Source organism: Pseudonocardia lacus (assembly GCF_018531445.1).
In the GTDB taxonomy this organism is placed as follows: Bacteria; Actinomycetota; Actinomycetes; order Mycobacteriales; family Pseudonocardiaceae; genus Pseudonocardia; species Pseudonocardia lacus.
Genome location: NZ_JAHDTH010000456.1, coordinates 1 through 1,350, shown reverse-complemented (window position 1 = coordinate 1,350; position 1,350 = coordinate 1). Strand labels below are relative to the sequence as shown.

Genomic DNA, 1,350 nt, shown 5'->3' with positions numbered 1-1,350 from the left:
TGAATCGCCCCGGCGTGTCGGGAGACTCGATCTTGTGAGGAGATGGAGTCATGACACGTCGGTCCCAGCACTACCCACCGGAGCTGCGTGAGCGGGCGGTGCGGATGGTCGCCGAGGTCACCCCGAACTACGACTCGCAGTGGGCCGCCATCGGCGCGGTCGCCCAGAAGCTCGGTGTCGGGACGGCCGAGACCGTCCGCAAGTGGGTCCGCCAGGCCGAGACTGATGCCGGTCAGCGGCCTGGCACCACGTCGGAGGAGTCGGCGGAGATCAAGCGGTTGAAGCGGGAGAACGCCGAGTTGCGCCGGGCGAACGAGATCTTGAAGGCGGCGTCGGCTTTCTTCGCGGCCGAGCTCGACCGGCCCTCGACACGCTCGTGAGGTTCATCGCCCAGCACGCCGGTCGGGTGGTGGCCGGGCTGAGATGGGGAGTCGAGTCGATCTGCAGGGTGCTGTCCGAGCACGGCTGCCCGATCGCCCCATCCACCTACTACGCCGCCCTCGCCCGCACCCGGGCACCGTCGGCACGCCAACGCCGCGACGAGGCCCTCAAGACCGAGATCGCGCGGGTGCACGCCGACAACTACGGCGTCTACGGCGCCCGCAAGGTCTGGCTGGCGCTCAACCGCGAGGGCATCGCGGTGGCCCGCTGCACCGTCGAACGCCTCATGCGGGGACTCGGCTTGGTCGGAGCACGCCGCGGCCGCCGAGTCCGAACGACCACAGTGGACGCTACCGCGGCGCGGCCGGCGGATCTGCTCGGGCGGGACTTCAACCCGCCCGCGCCCAACCGGGCCTGGGTCGCGGACTTCACCTACGTCCCGACCTGGTCGGGGATGGTCTACGTCGCGTTCGTGATCGACGCCTACTCCCGCCGCATCCTGGGCTGGCGCGCGGCCACCAGCATGCGCACCGAGTTGGTCCTGGACGCCCTGGAGCAGGCCATCTGGACCCGACAGCAAGCCGGGACCGGCGAGCTGGACGGGCTGGTGCACCACACCGACGCGGGATCTCAGTACACCTCGATCGCCTTCACCGAACGCCTCGCCGAAGCCGGCGCCGCACCCTCGGTCGGCAGCGTCGGGGACGCCTACGACAACGCCCTGGCCGAGTCGATCATCGGGCTGTTCAAGACCGAACTCATCCGCCCACGCGGCCCCTGGCGGGGTGTCGAGCACGTGGCGATCGCCTGCTTGGAATGGGTGGACTGGTTCAACCACCGCCGCCTGTTCCAGGCCTGCGGAGACATCCCACCCGCGGAGTTGGAGACCGCCCACTATCGTCACCACGCCGCCCTCGCCGCGGCTGGACACTCAAGTCCTTAGGTCTCCGGACACGCCGGGGCGATTCA

The 1,350-nt window shown here is 69.9% G+C and carries 1 protein-coding gene; it reads left to right on the top strand.

From position 1 onward, the window contains the following. The first annotated feature begins 50 nt into the window (after positions 1 to 50). A protein-coding gene (locus KIK08_RS39050; RefSeq protein ID WP_250558679.1) for an IS3 family transposase occupies positions 51 to 1,324 on the top strand; the annotation gives its coding sequence in 2 pieces (ribosomal slippage) (positions 51 to 336 and positions 336 to 1,324; 1,275 coding nt in all). Positions 1,325 to 1,350 lie beyond the last annotated feature (26 nt).